We start from the raw sequence: 15,477 nt of genomic DNA on the forward strand, positions 1-15,477 counted from the left end.
CCCGAATCTCGTGCTGCCGCGATGATAGATCCTTCGGCCTGCAACCACTTGCGCAGACGCTGATTACAGTCTGGCCGGCCTCAGGATGACGTCATCGTGGAACCGATCGGGGTGCATCAACCAAATTCCCGGATTTCGTATGAGACGGCGATCAGTGCGCCTGCGACGACCACGTGATCGCCATCCCGCCGTTGCCCGCGGGGGTGACGCGGGTGCCGAGGAGGACGCGGTCGAACGGGTTGTCGGGGTGCGCGTGCGTGTAGCCGACGACCTTCCAGCCGCTGAACGCGCCGACGCCCGCGCCGACCACCACGTCGCTCGCCCAGTGGCGGTTGTTGTACATCCGCGAGACGCCCACCAGCCCCGCCGCCGTGTACAGCGTGACCGCCGCCAGCGTCTTCCGCTTGGGCCACCAGTATCCCACCTCGCTCGTCGCCGCCGACGCGGCGGCGAAGGCGGCGCTGGTGTGGCCGCTGGGCATGGACTGGTGGTCGTCGTCGCTGAAGCCGCGCGAGAAGGCGTAGTCCACCGGGTTGTCCGGCCGCACGAACGGCCGCGCGCGCCCCGCGAAGCCCTTGGCCGTGAAGGTGATGCCCTCGGCCAGGACGATGGATTCGAAGGTGTGCAGCCCGATGTCCGTCATGCGCGGCCACTTCAGCGCCCGCCCCGCCGCGAACATCCCGCCGGAGATGATCATCGAGCCGGGCATCCCCAGCACCCGCACGCCGGTGGCGCTGTGCTCCAGGATCTGGTTGGCCTGCACCGACGAGTCCTGCAGCGCGTTGGCCAGCGAGCGGTCGAGCGGCGCCATCACCAGCGCGCCCGCCGCGAAGCCGCCCGCGATGTACAGGTCGCGCCGCGTGAACAGCCGCGCCGAGCGGTGCGCGGCCGTGTCGGGCGCATCCAGCTTCTGCGCGGCGGCGGGCGCCGCCGCGAGCCAGGCCGCCGCGAGCGCCGCCATCCATCGATCGATCATCATCGCCCCCACCTCGACTCGAGTCTCCATCTCCTGCCGTCGCCCGCAACGCCGGCGGTGGGGACCGACATCAGGTATCTGACGCTACGCAAAGAAGTTGCCGCGACGCGCAGGCAGCGGCCGGACGTTCGGAAAGCTCTCGCGGGTCACGCGCGAATCTCTAGGTGCGGATTGACAGCCTTCACGGCCGCGGCCAGGTTTGCCGGAACAGCGCCGCACGCGCGGCGCAGCCGGTGCCGAGGGGCGCTGCGACGGACCACGGGTCCGCCACGCTCGGCAGCCGGCCGATGAACGCAAGGGCGCCCTCTTCATCTCGAGGAGGGTGCCCTGTGTCGTATCTGGAGATGGAGCGGGAGGTGCGCCATGCCCGCGCGTGAGGTGGGCCGCGTCGCCGGCCTGTGGCGCTATCCGGTGAAGTCGATGGCGGCCGAGGCGCTGGAACGGGCCGACGTCGGCTGGCACGGCCTGGAGGGAGACCGGCGGTGGGCGTTCGTCCGTGAGGGGATGGCGCGCAGCGGGTTTCCGTGGCTCACCCTCCGCGAGAACCCGCGGATGTGGGGCTACCGGCCCAGGCTGGCCGATCCCGATCGGCCGGACGCGTGCACCACCCTGGTCCGCACCCCGTCGGGCGCCGAGCTGGACGTGACCGATCCGGCGCTCGCGGAGGAGCTGGGCCACGGCGCGCGCGTGATGCGGCAGAGCCGCGGGATCTTCGACACCTTTCCCCTGTCGCTCATCACCACGCAGACGGTGCGGGCGCTGGGCGGGATGGTCGGTGCGCCGCTCGACCCGCTGCGCTTTCGCCCGAACCTGCTCGTGGAAGCGGCCGGCGGTGAGCCGTTCGCGGAAGATGCGTGGGTCGGCGCCGTGCTGGAGGTGGGCAGCCTCCGCATGCGCGTGGACAAGCGCGACGAGCGGTGCGTGGTGATCAACGTCGATCCCGCCACCACCGAGCGGAACGCGGCCGTGCTGCGGACCGTCGCCCAACAGCGCCAGGCGTGCCTGGGCGTGTACGGAACGACGGTGCACCCCGGCCGCGTATCCGTCGGCGACGCGGTGGTGATCGAAGGCTGACCGGCAGCGCAGAGTCCTGGACGGAAAAGGACGGGCGGCGCGCCCGGGGTGACCGGTCGCGCCGCCCGTCCCCAACGGCCGTCTCGACCTCCCTCAATCCGCCGAGTGGCCGGCGTAGAGCGCCTCGATCTCGTCGGCGTACTTCTTCTCGACCAGGTGGCGCTTGATGCTGAGCTTGGGGGTCAGCAGGCCGTTGTCGATGGTGAACTCGTCGGGGATCACCAGCACCTTCTTGGGCACCTCGTAGCGCGCGAACCCGGTCAGCCGCCCCAGCGTCTCGCGCTCGAACAGCTCGCGCACCTTCGGCTCGCGCGCCAGCGCCGCGTGGTCGCCCGTGGCGATCCCCTGCGCGGCGGCCCACGCGTCCAGGTGCTCGTAGTCGGGGACCACGAGGAGGCTGGGGAAGGCGCGCCGGTCGCCGATCATCACCACCTGCGCCACGAAGGGCGACATCGCCGCCAGGTTCTCCATCGGCGCGGGGGCCACGTTCTTCCCGCCGGCCGTGACGATGATATTCTTCAGCCGGTCGGTGATGCGCAGGAAGCCGTCCTGCAGCTCGCCGATGTCGCCGGTGTGGAACCAGCCGTCGTCGTCGATCACCTCGGCCGTCGCATCCGGGTTGTTCCAGTACCCCTTCATCACGTGCGGCCCGCGGGTAAGGATCTCGCCCTCCTCGTCGATCGCCGCCTCCACGCCGGGGACGATGGGTCCGACCGTCCCGATCCTCCACTTCGCCGGCTTGTTGACGGCGATCACCGGCGACGTCTCGGTCAGCCCGTAGCCCTCGTAGATGGGGAGCCCGGCGGCCCAGAAGAACTTGGCGATCCCCGGCGCCAGCGGCGCGCCGCCGGAGATGAAGGTGCGCAGCCGCCCGCCCGTCCGCGCGCGCAGCTTGGAGAAGACCAGCCTGTCCGCGAGGCGGTGCTGGAACGCCAGCGCGCCGCCGGGCTCGCGCCCCGCCAGCCGCGCGTCGACCACCGCCTCGCCCGTCTTCCGCGCCCAGCCGACGATCGCCTTCTTCACCCCCGTGGCGCCCATCACCTTGGCGTAGATCTTCTCGAACACGCGGGGGACGGAGACGGCCACGGTGGGACGCACCTCGCCCAGGTTGTCGGCCACCTTCTCGATCGACTCGGCGTAGGCGATGCCGATCCCCGAATCGAAGTACCAGTAGTCCACCATCCGCTCGAAGACGTGCGAGAGCGGGAGGAAGGAGAGGGCCACGTCGCCCGGCTGGGGGTCGAGCACGTCGTGCTGGCGGCAGGCGGCGACGTTCGAGCAGAGATTCCAGTGCGTCAGCATCACCCCCTTGGGCGCGCCCGTGGTCCCCGAGGTGTAGATGAGCGTGGCCACGTCGTCGCGGGTGACCTGCGCGGCGCGCTCGCGGTAGCCGGGGGTGAAGCGGCCCGCGTCGATCGAGCGCTGCCCCGCGTCCATCACCTCGTCGAACCGCCGCACGCCCTCCGCGCCCGCGGGGTCGTCGAACGACACGACCAGGCGGAGGTCGGGAAGGTCGCCGCGGATCTCCTGCACCTTGGCCAGCTGCGCCGCGGTGGAGACGAAGACGGCCTTCGCGCCGCAGTCCTTGAGGATGTACGCGGCCTGGTTCGCCGGCAGGGTGGGATAGAGGGGGACGTCGACGCCGCCGATGCCGAGCACCGCGAAGTCGGCCATCATCCACTCGGGGCGGTTCTCGGAGAGGATGGCCACGCGGTCGCCCGCGCCGACGCCCGCGTCGGCCAGCCCCGCGGCCAGCCGGGCGACGCGCGCCTCCAGCTCGTGGTGCGAGATGGTGCGCCACGCACCGCCGGCCTTGTGCTGCATGGCGTCGGGCCGGCCGTAGCGGTCCACCGCGCCCAGGAAGAGCTTGAGCAGGGTGTCGCGCTCCACGGGCGCGAGCGGAACGGGCTGGTTGCGGGCCTTCAGCGCGGTGGCGGTCCTGGGCATGGCGGCCGTGTCGGGTGGGATGGACGGACGTTCGCTCGACTGCCGCGGATGCGGTTTCGCCGCCGCGGTGGCGCGTCCCGCGAATATGCCGGAATCGCCGCGCGGCGCACAAGGCGGGGGCCGGCCCTCTCCCCCGGCCCCTCCCCCAAAACCGACTGGGGGAGGGGGAGACCTCAGCGCGGGGAAGAGTTGGCGGCGCGACACCGCATCGCGCCCTCCCCGGCTCGCCTAGGCTCGCCACCCCTCCCGTACCGGGAGGGGTAGGGGCGAGGACGCCAGCGCGGGCGGCGGAGATTCGCGCGGCCGCGGGGTGGCCCCCTCCCCCCGGCCCATCCCCCGCTCCGCAGGGGAGGGGAGAACAGAATCATCGGTGTGAGCTGAGTTATCACCTCTCCCAGTCGGTTATGGGAGAGTTTCGAAAAAACGAGCCGTGACGGTACTGCCGTCACGGCTCGTTTTTTCGGGTGAGGGCCCCGCGGCGTCAGGGTATCACGGTGAGGTCGCGTGCGGTGAGGCCGAAGGAGAGCGTCCATCCCGACGCCCGCGCGCTTCCCGCGGGCTCGCTGGTGCGCGCGACGCCCAATTGCACGGGTCCGACGGACGCGCCGCCGGCCGCCATCCACGCGCCGCCCGCGTCCGTCCCCGCGCCCGCGCGGACGGAGACCAGACCGAGCCGGTGCTCCACTCCGGCGGAGAGCTGGCGCCGCCATCCCCCCGCCAGCGCGCCCTCGTCCAGCGCGCCCTGGTACGACGCGCTCACCCGCGTCCGCTCGCCCGGGAGCGCGTACGCGGCGCCCAGCCGCAGCGTGGGCGGCAGCCAGGCGCGGTCATACAGCCCGGCCGCCGTCTCGTAGACGGTCACCGGCACGGCGGTGGGATCGACCGCCGTCTCGCTCTCGTCGAAGCGGGTCAGCGCGGCCTCGGCGGCGTTCTTCCCGAAGTCGCTCCGCGTCAGGGTGATCGACTTGGTGCGGAAGTCGTCCGACCACTTCATCCCCGACAGCGCGTTGCTGACCGCGGCGCTCACCGTCAGCCGCTCGCGCGGCTGCGCGGCGACGCCGACGTCCACGCCCCAGCCGTAGCCGCCGCGCACGGAGACCTCGCGCAGCTCGGCGCTCAGGTCCTCCGCCTCCACGTCGAACTCCGGCTCGAACAGGCGGTTCTGCGCCATCGCGCGGCCGATCACGTAGTGCCCGGCCACGCCCACGCTCACCTTGCCGAAGCGGCGGCCGGTGCCGGCGCTGAAGTCCAGCCAGCTGGCGTTGCGGCCGCCGGTGTTCCCCACCGCGTAGTCGGTGCGCCCCGCCTGGTAGCCGTTCACCAGCAGGTCCATCACGTCGCGGCCGACATTCTCCTCGTAGCGGGCGACGTAGCTCACACCGACGGCCACGCGCCGGTACTGCACGGCGGCGATGGGAAGCGTCACCCCCACGCGCGCGTTCGCCCCCTCGTCGGGGATGCCGCCCAGGAACGCGTCCTTCTCGCCCTGCGACCAGCGGTTGAAGTGCATGAACGACGGCAGCTCGCCCAGGCTCGTCCCCACGAAGCGCGTCCCCACGGCCAGCTGGGGGATGGAGACGGACCAGGTGGGCGTGCCCCCCAGCCCCAGGTTGGCGGGGTTGAAGAAGAGCGCGTCCACGCCGCGCGCGTCGGCGACGTAGCTCCCCGCCATCCCCAGCGAGCGCGCGGTGACCGGCGCCTGCGCGGCCGCCGGCGCTGCGACGGCGAGCGCGGCGGCGGCCAGCGCGCGAGATGCGGTGATTCGTGTCATTTCCGCCTCACTCGCCCCGCGCCAGCGGGATCTGCGCGGCCACCGTCACCGGCTCGCGGTTCCCGTTCGCGACCGTCGTCTCGAAATCGTGGCTCAGGCGGATCCACGCCTGCGCGCCGCTGTAATCGACGGTGAGCGTGTACGTGGTCGTGCCCTTCGTCGAGCCGCTCTCGCCCGTCACCTTCATGTTCGTCAGCGTGACGCGGCCGGCCGTCTCGGTAACCACCGTCTGCGCCGTGGCCGCGGCGGTGATGCGCACGGGGACGGTGGCGGCGTTGGCGCGCGACTGCAGGCGCACGCGCACCGGCGCCTCCATCACCAGCTCGCCCGACGCCGCCGCGCCATTGATGCGGATTTCGCCGGAGAGACGGGGATAGACGACCGCCGCGGTGTCGACCAGCTCCAGCAGGTTGCGGCTGACCTCGACGGCGAGGCCGGTGCAGCGCTTCCCCGGCGCGCCGCAGTCGCCCTTCAGCGAGCGCGTCGGCGCGGTGGTGGTCTCGAACGACGGGGCGCGGACCGGGGAGACGGCGGTGCCCAGCGGCTGCGCGCGGAGGACGGCGGCCGCCTCGGGGATCACCGCCTGCACGGTGCCGAGCGAGGCGATCTGGCCGCGCAGCACGCCCGTCGCGAGATCGATCCCGCCGTCGCCGCTCTCGACGAGGCCGCTGGGCGTCTGGACCACGACGGAGGCCAGCCAGGCGCCCTCGCCGCGATGGATGGTGAGGTCGACGTCCGCCGCCTTCGCCAGCGCCAGGCCGGCGGGCTCGAGGCGGAAGGCGTTGGTCCCCGCCGCGCTGCCGCTGGCGGTGGTGGCCGGGGCCACGGTCGGGGTGAGGGTGACCTGCGTTCCCGCGCTCACCGCGCCGGCGGGGATGGCCACCGACGCGCCCGCGGGGGTGCTGACGGTGGCGCCCTGGTCGCCCACGGTGCGGGTGACGGGGTCGCCGGACTGCTCGAAGGGGAGCTGCTGCCCGCGCTCGCAGGCGGCCAGCAGGGTGCAGAAGGCCGCCAGGGCGGCGAACGATGCGTGCTTCATCTGAGGATTACGTCTTCCAACTGGGTCTCGGGGCTGGACCGGCGTGGCGGGCGCCCGTGCACGTCCCGCTGCGGCCTCTGAACCCTTGGCTCCCGCGCGTGGGCGGGAGGGCGGTGTTCGGCTGTCTGCCTTCCGAAGTCGCCTGAGCGGGGCGACGGAGATATCTGCTCGCGTCTCGTGGGTGTACGGCTCGACTGGCGTGGCGGGGCCGGGGACCGCGGTAGCCTCGTAGCTTTGCGTCGCCGCCTTTCGGCGGGTTTGCCGTCCATCACTGGCAGGCGACGAATGGGCGCGTCGCCGGAACTCACCATCCGCGCAAGGAAATATCCGTTCCGAGGCGCCCGCACCGGCGGATGCCGCGCAACTGCTTGGGTTTTCTGGGGATGGGATTAGATCATATGTTTCCACCCCGCTTGCAATCCGCACCCGCACGGGCGATTTGCGGGGATGCCGCGGACGCCAAACACGAGCACGGGGGAGCGGGCTGGCGCCTGCTCCCCCGTGCTCCCGGGGCGGGACGGGCCGGTCACGCCGCAAGCCGCGATGTTCGGCACCACGGCGACGTTGCGACAGGTGAGTGGGAACCTTCGACGCGTGCTGACGTCGCCGTGAGCGAAAGGAATTTCCGTTCCGGACGCACCGATCCCGCCCGATTCCGCGCGACTGCTGGATTTCAGCGAAGATGACGGTCCCCGTGCATCACCGCCGCCGCTTGCAGACCGCACCGTCACCCGCAATTTGCGCGAGCAAAAGACGACGTCCCCGCCCCATGCATCGGGGCGGGGACGGCACCATGCGAAGACTCGCGGCGGCGGGTCGCTGATCCCCGCGCGCCGTAGTTGAACGCGCGCGGGCGATCGCATCTGACCACGGAATCGGAGAACGGGAGATTTTGGTACATCGTCGACCGGGATTTCGCGCGGGCCGCCGCATCTCGCCCTCTCCGGCTCGCCCAGGCTCGCCACCTCTCCCGTACCGGGGCCCGTACCGGGAGAGGTAGCCCGCCACCCTCTGCGCATCTCGCCGGCACCGGTGTGGCCGCCGCGCCGATGTAGTCCGCGAAGGCGGACTGCGTGTTGTTGTAGCCGCGACTTCAGTCGCATCGTATCTACAGCACCACAATGAAGAAGCGCCCCGCGGCCGGCTCGCCGCGGGGCGCTTCTTCATCTGCCGATCCGTCCCGCTCAGTGGCCCATCGGGCCGGCGACGTGCGGGTTGCCCACCTGGATCATCCCCACGGCGCCCTTGCTGGCGTCGGCGAAGGAGTGGGTCACGAAGGCGTACATCCCCTCGCCGCTGCGACCCTCGTCGAACACCGTCTCGAACACCGCGCCGCCGCCCGCCGGGATCCCCCAGGTCTGCACGTGCTCCAGCCGGTTGGCCGGGTTGCCGTCGGGATACACCCGGTCGAAGATGGCGCCGACGATATGGAAGTCGCTGTTCTCGCTGGGCCCGGCGTTCACCACGAAGATGCGCACCCGGTCGCCCACGTCGGCCTTGAGCGGCGCCTTCTGGTACTGCCCGGCGCGGCCGTTGAACACCACGTAGCTGGCCTGCTGCTGCTTGGCCGCCTCGAAGTCGGGCTCCATCGCGCCGTGCGAGAGGTGGCTCGGCTTCGCGTAGAACTCGCTCTGCACCAGCACGAACTCCTTGTCCGCCTTCGTCCCCCACCCGTCCTTCGGGTCGACGATGATGGGGAGATACATCCCCTGCATGATGTGCAGCAGGACCGGCGGCGTGCCGCAGTGCACCATGAACACGCCCGGGTCGTCGGCGCGGAACTGGAAGCGGATCACCTGCCCCGGCATGATCGTCTTGAACGCCTCGTTCATGGGGATGCGCGCGGCGTGGAAGTCGATCGAGTGCGGGATCTTCGACCGGTTGACCAGCTCCACGCGCACCAGGTCGCCCTCGGTGACGCGGATAACCGGGCCGGGCACGGTGCCGCCGAACGTCCACCCTTCGTACTTCACGCCGTCCGCGATCTCCACCGTGTCGTCGGTGATGGGGATGCGGAACTCCTTCACCGGCGCGTCCGTCGCGGGCCGCACCCGGGCGTCGTACGCGGGCGCCGTGGCCGTGCGGGTGACGCCGAAGTCCACGCGCTCCACCGCCTTGCCGCCGTTCGAGGCCATCGCCCACCCGCCGAGCCCCATCGCCAGCGCGCCCGCCACCGCCGCCATTCCGATCCTGTTCGCGTTCATCGTCGTCTCCCCGGGTTCAGGCGGGCGCCTTGTCGCCCGCGTTCTTGCTGCCCTGAAGATGGCGGTCCAGAGGGCGCCCATCCGTCAGCGGGACCCGGAAACGTGCGTAGTGATTTGGATGGGTGCGGATACGTCGCCGGTAGTGAGACGCCCTATCGTATGGGTGCCGACGGGATCGAGATTTTCCTGACGCGCTGTGCGTGGGAGCGGAAAGACCTCAAGACGCGTGGGGATTGGGATTTCGCGCGGGACGCGGCTTTGCGCCCTCTCCGGCTCGCTGGGGCTCGCCACCTCTCCCGTACCGGGAGAGGTAGCCCGCCACCATTGGCGCGACCCCGAGCACCGGTGCGTCGACTGCACCGAAGCGAAGTCCGCGAAGGCGGACTGTGTGTAGTTGTAGCCGCGACTTCAGTCGCATTGTCCACACGACGCGATGTCCGCACGACACGATGTCCACACGATCTTGATCGCACGACGCAAACGCGCCCCGCGACTGGCTGGCCGCGGGGCGCGTGGGCGATCCGGATGGATTTGTCGCCGTCTTAGCAGTACTGCTCGAACGCGCCGACGAGGTCGCGGGCGATGGCGTCGGCGGTGCGGCCCTCGATCTGGTGGCGCTCCATCATGTAGGCCACGTCGCCGTCCTTCAGCAGCGCGATGGAGGGGGACGAGGGCGGATAGCCGTGGATGTACTCGCGGGCGCGCGCGGTGGCCTCCAGGTCCTGCCCGGCGAACACCGTCGTCATCCTGGCCGGCTTCTTCTGCGCCTGCTGCAGCGCCATGGCGATCCCCGGGCGCGCGTTGCGGGCCGCGCAGCCGCACATGCTGTTCACCACCAGCAGCGTGGGCTCCCTGGCGTCGGCCAGCTCGGCATCGACCTCGTCCGCGGTCTTCAGCTCCTGCACGCCCAGCCGCGTCAGCTCCTGCCGCATCGGGGTGATGAACCGCTCGTCGTAAGGCATCCGTCCACCTCCGGTTATGTTGCTCGCATCGGCCCGTGGCCGATTGGTTCACTGCTGTACCATACCCAATCTAAGCTCCCCCGCAAGGCGCGTACACCCGTGGACACTGGACGCGAATTCTGTCGTCTCCAGTGACCGCTGGCGCCAAGGATCCGCCCGCACTCACGCACTCCCGCACTCGGTCACCGCGCGTTCGGCACCCACGGCGTGTCGAGGACGCCGGAGCGGCGGTTGGCGAGGCGCGCGAGCGTGAACAGCAGGTCGGAGAGCCGGTTGAGGTACATGATGTACTCCGCGCGGACCGTGGCCTCGTGCGAGAGGGCGACCACGCGGCGCTCCGCCCGCCGGCAGACGGTGCGCGCGAGGTGCAGCGCCGCGCCCGCCGGCGAGCCGCCGGGGAGGATGAAGCTGTTGAGCGGCTCCAGCTCGCCCTCCGCGGCGTCGATGGCGCGCTCCAGCTCCTCGATCCGCGCGGCGTGCAGCGCGGGGATGTAGGCGTTCTCGCGGCCTCCGTCCTCGGGCGCGGGGGTGGCCAGGTTGGCGCCGAGGGTGAACAGGTCCGCCTGCACCTGCCGCAGCCCGAAATCCCCCAGCCCCGCCGCCTCCAGGTGCAGCACGACGAGGCCGAGCGTGGAGTTCAGCTCGTCGACCTCGCCGTAGGCGTCCACGCGCACGTGGTCCTTGGGCACACGGCCGCCGCCGAACAACCCCGTCTCGCCGCGGTCGCCGGTCTTCGTGTAGATCTTCATCGTCATGGGGATGCGGTCCGGTTGTCGAGCGCGGCTCCCGCGGCGCGGCCGAGCGTCCACTCGAGCCAGAGCAGGCGCCGCAGCACCTTGCGCGGCGTCCACTCCTCGCCGTCGAGCTCGATGCGGGTGCCGCGGCGCTCGGGATCGAGATGGCCCAGGTGCTGAACGACCAGCGCCATCGCCGTGTCCAGCCGCCCGATGGCGGAATCCGGCGTCTCCGCCATCGGCGACGCGCCCAGGCGGCCGAGCGTCCACCACTGCGCGCGGGCCAGCTCCTCCAGCACCTGCCGCACCGTCCAGCCGCCCTCGGCGGGGGTGTCGAGCGCGGCCTCCACCTCGCGGCGGGGGATGGCGCGGATGCGCGCGAGCAGCGTCCCGCGCAGGTCGCCCAGCAGCCGCACGCCGCGCCGCAGCTCGTCGTCGGTGAGCGGCCGCAGGTCGGCGGCGAAGAGCGCGGCGCTCTCGCCGGCGCCGGCGCGCGCGTCGGTCTCGATCCATTCGTCGACCGCGAGCTCCACCTCCGCCTCGAGCGGCGGGACGGGCTCGCCGACCGAGGCCAGGAAGCGCAGCCACTCCACCAGGTCGCGCTCGAACTCGGCCACGGCGTCGGCAGGCGACGGGCCGGCGCCCGCGCATCCCGCCGGCTCCAGCGGGTGCGCCCACAGATGCCCGTCCGCCCCCTCTTCGAGGCCGATGGCGATGCGGGGTGGGGATGAGACTGTCATCTACAGCATGCTCCAATATTTCGCCGCTCCGGCATCGCGCCCTCTCCGGCTCGCTTAGGCTCGCGACCTCTCCCGTACCGGGAGAGGTAGCCCGGACACATCTCGCGCTAAATGCGAACAACAGCGCGGCCACGACCCAAGTCGCGCTCCTAGCCGCAGTTCTCCCCTCCCCTGCGCAGCGGGGGAGGGGCCGGGGGAGGGGGCCTGCCCGCGGCCGCGCAATCACCATTGGACGGGACAGATCTCAACCCCTCGCTCAACTCACCGCCGGCTCCAGCAGCTCCAGCGTGCCCGCATCCGCGTCCAGCCGCGCGCGGACGCCTTCGGGGAGCGTCCAGCTCTCGTCGACGTGGCCGAAGGGGAATCCGTACGCCACAGGCACGCCCATCTCCCCCAGGCGGTCGCGCAGCACGTCCACGAGCGCGGGGACGCCGGGTTCGTCCGCGTCGGGGATCTCGGTGATGCCACCCAGCGCGATCCCCGCGACGCCGTCCAGCACGCCCGCGAGCCGCAGCTGCGTGAGGAGGCGGTCCAGGCGGTACATGTGCTCCCCGACCTCCTCGAGGAAGAGGATCGCGCCCTCCGCGCGGATGGCGTACGGCGTCCCCAGCGTCGCGGCGACGAGCGCCAGGTTGCCGCCGACCAGCCGCCCCTCCGCCGCGCCGGGCACCAGCGTCTCCGCGCGCGCGGCGCCGTCGGGGAACGGGAGCACGCCCGCAGGCTCGGCGACCGTGAGCGCGCGGAGCAATCCATCTTCCGAGAACGCGGTCAGCGTCTGCGTCGCCGGATGCGGGCCGTGGAAGGAGACGATCCCCAGCCGCTGGATGCCCAGGTGCAGCGCGGTGTTGTCGCTGAAGCCGATCACCGGGCGCGGGCGGGCCGCCAGCGCGCGCCAGTCGATGGCGTCGAGGATGCGCATCACCCCGTAGCCACCGCGCAGGCACCAGATCGCGTCGACCGAATCGTCGCGCAGCGCGTCGTTCAGGTCGTCCACGCGCTGCGCATCGGGCGCGGAGAGGTAGCCGTGGCGGTCCCGCGCGCAACGGCCGACGACGGGCTCGAATCCCCATCCCCGCAGGCGTTCCTCCGCGCGGTCGACGGCGCCCTCCGCCAGCGGCCCCGCGGGCGCCACCAGGGCGATGCGCGCACCGGGCCGCAGGGCGGGCGGCCGGATCACGCCGCGCCTCCCGCGAGCGCCAGCAGCACCGCGCCCGCGGCGACGGCGATCCCCGACGCGGCGAGCCACGGCGCGGCGAGCCCCACGTGCGCCAGCGCCACGCCGCCCAGCATCGGCCCCGCCACGCGCCCGAGCGCCGAGAGCGACTGGTAGATCCCCAGCAGCCGCCCCTGCTCGCCCGCGCCGCCCTGGTGCGAGATCAGCGACGACATCGACGGCGACGCCATCCCCTGCCCCAGCGCCACCAGCGCGAGCGCGGCCAGGAGCAGCGCCAGCCCCGGCGCGAGCGCCGTCGCCGCAAGCCCCGCCGCGATCAGCGCGATCCCCAGCAGCGCCGTCCTCGTCTCTCCCGTCCGCTTGACGACGCGGCCGACGAGCGCGCCCTGCGCCAGCGCGGAGACGATGCCGATGAACGCGAACACGTAGGCGATGCCGTGGCGGGTGAAGTGCCAGCGCGCGTCGGCCCACAGGCTGAAGGTGGCCTCCATGGCTGCGATGGCCAGGGTGACGAGGAAGCCGGCCGCGTAGAGCGCGCGCAGCCGGCCGGGCATCCCCCGCCCCACCAGCGCGCGCAGGCGGTCGCCCAACCCGAAGCCGCGCGGGTGCGCCTGCCGCCGCTCGGGCGGAAGCGATTCGGGGAGCAGGACGACGGCGAGCAGCGCGTTCGCCAGTGTCACCGCGGCGGCGGCCAGGAACGGCGCCGCGAATCCCCAGCGCGACATCATCCCGCCCACCGCGGGGCCGATGATGAAGCCGAGGCCGAACGCCGCGCCGATGATCCCCATCCCCCGAGCGCGCTCCTCCGGCCCGGTGACGTCGGCCACGTACGCCTGCGCCACGCCGATGTTCGCGCCCGCCAGCCCGTTGGCCGCGCGCGCCGCGAAGAGCACCGGGAGCGATCCCGCGAGGCCGAACGCGAGGTACGTCGCCGCGGAGCCGAAGAGGCCGAGCAGGAGCACGGGCCGCCGGCCGACGCGATCCGAGATCCGCCCCCACATCGGCGCGAAGAGGAACTGCATCAGCGAGTACACGGCCAGCAGCCAGGTGACCGTGACCGGCCCGGCGCCGAAGCGCTGCGCGTATAGCGGAAGAAGGGGGATGACGATCCCGAACCCCACCAGGTCCAGGAACACGGTGAGGAAGACGATCCCCAGCGGCGACTTCCCCGCGGCCGGGGGACGCACGTCGGCACCCACGTCAGCGCCCGAACGGGAGCCGGGCAAGGCTGCGGAGGTCGCCGATCTGCTCGATGACGGACTTCTCACCCTTCGGTTGTGCCTCGGCCGGAGCGCGCAGGCCGCCCAGGGCGTCGCGCACGTCCAGGATCGCTTCCAGGTAGAGCTGGTCGCGGCGGAAGTCCAGGTCCAGCCGCGCCATCTCGCGCTCGTCGCCGGCGGCCTGCGCTCGGGCGTAGTGCTCGCGGTAGAGCGCTTCCAGGTTGGCGATCAGGTGCTCGCGCGGTCGCGGCACGGCGGCGTCTCCTCCACTCGCGGCGGGCGTTCGGGAAAGGCGGGAAGATACCACCCGCGCCGCGGGAGTGACAACGCGCCGCGCCGTCGGCAGATTCCGCCGACGGATGGCCTCACGCGGAGGCGCGGAGGACGCGGAGAGCTCACCGCGGACTCTGCTTCACGGATCGACAGGAGATCGGACGTGCAGGAAGACGCGCGCATCGCGGCGCTGCGGAAGATGGCGGAGTCGAAGCCGGACGACCCGCGGCCGCGCTTCGGGCTGGCGATGGAATTCGAGAAGGCGGAGCGATGGGAGGAGGCCGTCGCCGAGTTGCGCGCGTACCTGGCCCTCACCGACGACGAGGGGAACGCGTACGGCCGCCTGGGGAAGGCGCTGCGCCAGCTCGGCCGCGACGACGAGGCCAGGGAGGCGTACCGCCAGGGCGTCGACGCCGCCTACCGTCACGGCCATCCCACCATGGCGGGCGAGTTCGAGGACGTGCTGGAGGAGTGGGACTGAGCGAGGTGCGAAAGTGCGAGAGTGCGAAGGTGCGAGAGTGCCAGGAGTGCGCTCCATGCTTTCGCACTTTCGCACTTTCGCACTCTCGCACTCTCGCACTCTCGCACTTGCTCACGGCGGCGCGAACGCCGCCAGCGCGCGCATCCGCACGATCGTCTCGATCTCGTACGCGATGGACTCGGTCGAGCGCCCGTCGGTGGGGATGGAGAGATCGGCGAGACGATAAAGATCCTCGCGCGCGGCGATCATCTCCGCGATGCGCGGCACGGGATCGTCCAGCTCGCGGAACGGGCGGTCGATGATGTCGGCCTTGAGCCGCCGCGCCGTCTCCTCGGGCGACACCTTCAGCCATACCGCCAGCGTGTCGCCGCCCAGCATCCGCAGCAGCTCGGGGCGGGTGATCCAGCCGCCGCCCGGCGCCAGCACCACGAACGGCGTCTCCGCCACCTCCGCGGTGAGCGCCGCCTCCAGCTCGCGCAGCCGCTCCTGCCCGTCGTCGAGCACCAGGTCGCCGATGGTGCGCCCCTCCCGCCGCTCGATCTCCACGTCGAAGTCCAGGAACCGCCACTCCAGCCGCCGTGCCAGCGCCTGCCCCACGGTGCTCTTCCCCGACGTCATGTAGCCGAGCAGGACGACGCGCACGATGGGGCGCGGCGCGGACGGCGGAGCGATCGGCGGCGGTGGGGCGTCGGTCATGCGCGCGCCGCAAAGCAGGATGCGCGCCGCGGCAAGCGTAGAGCGGTCGGCGACACCCCGAGATGTCATCCTGAGGGCGCGGCGACCGGAGCGTCGTCCGCGCAGATGTCTGCGCGCCCGAAGGATCTACTCGACGCGGCTGGAGGTCAGGCCGGACGAGCCGGCATCTCCGCGGGGATGAGTAGA

General features: G+C 72.0%; 14 protein-coding genes and 2 riboswitches. Of the genes, 2 read left to right on the plus strand and 12 right to left on the minus strand.

The window, feature by feature from the left end; genetic code table 11:
* Nucleotides 1-151: 151 nt before the first annotated feature.
* Nucleotides 152-1,006 carry a phosphatase PAP2 family protein gene (locus VF092_03175; protein HEX6746292.1) on the minus strand — a complete coding sequence of 285 codons (855 nt, stop codon included), beginning with the start codon at nt 1,004-1,006 and terminating at the stop codon, nt 152-154.
* A 202-nt stretch (nt 1,007-1,208) separates the two neighbouring features.
* Nucleotides 1,209-1,288, plus strand: a riboswitch (S-adenosyl-L-homocysteine riboswitch).
* Between the two features lie 51 nt (nt 1,289-1,339).
* Between VF092_03175 and VF092_03180 the strand changes: the two genes are divergently transcribed.
* The gene (locus VF092_03180) at nt 1,340-2,050 is read left to right on the plus strand and encodes an MOSC N-terminal beta barrel domain-containing protein (GenBank protein ID HEX6746293.1); all 711 of its coding nucleotides are present in this window, start codon (nt 1,340-1,342) and stop codon (nt 2,048-2,050) included.
* 93 nt (nt 2,051-2,143) lie between these two features.
* On the opposite strand, the gene VF092_03185 is transcribed toward VF092_03180, so the two are convergent.
* The 10 genes from VF092_03185 to VF092_03230 form a co-directional block, all read right to left on the minus strand.
* Nucleotides 2,144-3,997, minus strand: coding sequence for a long-chain fatty acid--CoA ligase (locus VF092_03185; protein ID HEX6746294.1), 1,854 nt, complete (start codon nt 3,995-3,997; stop codon nt 2,144-2,146).
* Between the two features lie 481 nt (nt 3,998-4,478).
* On the minus strand, nt 4,479-5,768 hold the full coding sequence (locus VF092_03190) for a DUF5723 family protein (protein HEX6746295.1): 1,290 nt from the start codon (nt 5,766-5,768) through the stop codon (nt 4,479-4,481).
* A gap of 7 nt (nt 5,769-5,775) precedes the next feature.
* Nucleotides 5,776-6,807 (minus strand): hypothetical protein, encoded by a 1,032-nt coding sequence (locus VF092_03195; GenBank protein ID HEX6746296.1) that lies wholly within the window; start codon nt 6,805-6,807, stop codon nt 5,776-5,778.
* 181 nt (nt 6,808-6,988) lie between these two features.
* Nucleotides 6,989-7,080: riboswitch (cyclic di-GMP riboswitch) on the minus strand.
* Between the two features lie 911 nt (nt 7,081-7,991).
* Nucleotides 7,992-9,011: a multicopper oxidase domain-containing protein gene (locus tag VF092_03200; GenBank protein ID HEX6746297.1), complete on the minus strand. Its 1,020-nt coding sequence runs from the start codon at nt 9,009-9,011 to the stop codon at nt 7,992-7,994.
* 542 nt (nt 9,012-9,553) lie between these two features.
* Entirely contained in the window at nt 9,554-9,973 is a 420-nt protein-coding gene (locus VF092_03205; GenBank protein HEX6746298.1) for a BrxA/BrxB family bacilliredoxin, read from the minus strand.
* A gap of 182 nt (nt 9,974-10,155) precedes the next feature.
* Nucleotides 10,156-10,722 carry a cob(I)yrinic acid a,c-diamide adenosyltransferase gene (locus VF092_03210; protein ID HEX6746299.1) on the minus strand — a complete coding sequence of 189 codons (567 nt, stop codon included), beginning with the start codon at nt 10,720-10,722 and terminating at the stop codon, nt 10,156-10,158.
* 2 nt (nt 10,723-10,724) lie between these two features.
* Nucleotides 10,725-11,447, minus strand: coding sequence for a hypothetical protein (locus tag VF092_03215; GenBank protein HEX6746300.1), 723 nt, complete (start codon nt 11,445-11,447; stop codon nt 10,725-10,727).
* A gap of 256 nt (nt 11,448-11,703) precedes the next feature.
* The gene (locus VF092_03220) at nt 11,704-12,624 is read right to left on the minus strand and encodes an LD-carboxypeptidase (GenBank protein ID HEX6746301.1); all 921 of its coding nucleotides are present in this window, start codon (nt 12,622-12,624) and stop codon (nt 11,704-11,706) included.
* A complete protein-coding gene (locus VF092_03225) occupies nt 12,621-13,808 on the minus strand; it encodes an MFS transporter (protein ID HEX6746302.1) in 1,188 nt (395 codons plus the stop codon). The genes VF092_03220 and VF092_03225 overlap by 4 nt, the downstream gene beginning before the upstream one ends.
* A 13-nt stretch (nt 13,809-13,821) precedes the next feature.
* A complete protein-coding gene (locus VF092_03230; GenBank protein HEX6746303.1) occupies nt 13,822-14,094 on the minus strand; it encodes a hypothetical protein in 273 nt (90 codons plus the stop codon).
* Between the two features lie 183 nt (nt 14,095-14,277).
* Between VF092_03230 and VF092_03235 the strand changes: the two genes are divergently transcribed.
* Nucleotides 14,278-14,595 carry a tetratricopeptide repeat protein gene (locus VF092_03235; GenBank protein ID HEX6746304.1) on the plus strand — a complete coding sequence of 106 codons (318 nt, stop codon included), beginning with the start codon at nt 14,278-14,280 and terminating at the stop codon, nt 14,593-14,595.
* A 111-nt stretch (nt 14,596-14,706) separates the two neighbouring features.
* On the opposite strand, the gene VF092_03240 is transcribed toward VF092_03235, so the two are convergent.
* Nucleotides 14,707-15,291 (minus strand): shikimate kinase, encoded by a 585-nt coding sequence (locus VF092_03240; protein ID HEX6746305.1) that lies wholly within the window; start codon nt 15,289-15,291, stop codon nt 14,707-14,709.
* Nucleotides 15,292-15,477 lie beyond the last annotated feature (186 nt).

Source organism: Longimicrobium sp., assembly GCA_036377595.1.
In the GTDB taxonomy this organism is placed as follows: domain Bacteria; phylum Gemmatimonadota; class Gemmatimonadetes; order Longimicrobiales; family Longimicrobiaceae; genus Longimicrobium.